We start from the raw sequence: 484 nt of genomic DNA, 5'->3' as shown, positions 1-484 counted from the left end.
GTCGTGCTCGACGCGGCGCTGGATCTTGTCGCTGGTGTCGGTCTCGCCGCGCCAGCCGTTGACCTGCGCCCAGCCGGTGATCCCCGGCTTGACCTTGTGGCGGGCGAAGTAGCCGTCCACCACCTGGTCGTAGAGGGTGTTGGCGGCCTTGGCCTGGAGGGCGTGCGGGCGGGGTCCGACGAGGGACAGCTCACCCTTGATGACGTTGAACAGCTGCGGCAGCCCGTCCAGCGACGTCCGGCGGATGAAGCGGCCCACCGGGGTCACGCGCGGGTCGCCACGGGTCACGAGCTTCGCGGCGGTGGCATCGCCCTGGTGCAGGAACATGGAGCGGAACTTGTATACCTCGATGAGTTCGTTGTTGAAGCCGTAGCGCTTCTGCCTGAATAGGATCGGGCCGGGCGAGGTGACGGCGACGGCCGCCGCCACGGCGAGCATTACGGGGCTGAGCGCCACCAGCATGGTGAGGCCGACGAGGCGGTCG

General features: G+C 68.8%; 1 protein-coding gene. It reads right to left on the bottom strand.

Annotated features, from left to right (window positions below):
• A partial coding sequence (locus MKK49_RS02760; RefSeq protein ID WP_244026534.1) for a sugar transferase occupies positions 1 to 484 on the bottom strand: 484 nt, incomplete at both ends.

This window comes from Methylobacterium sp. J-090 (assembly GCF_022829345.1).
Classification (GTDB): Bacteria; Pseudomonadota; Alphaproteobacteria; order Rhizobiales; family Beijerinckiaceae; genus Methylobacterium.
The sequence above is the reverse complement of the archived record's forward strand: the minus strand, read 5'-3'. Positions and strand labels throughout refer to the sequence as shown.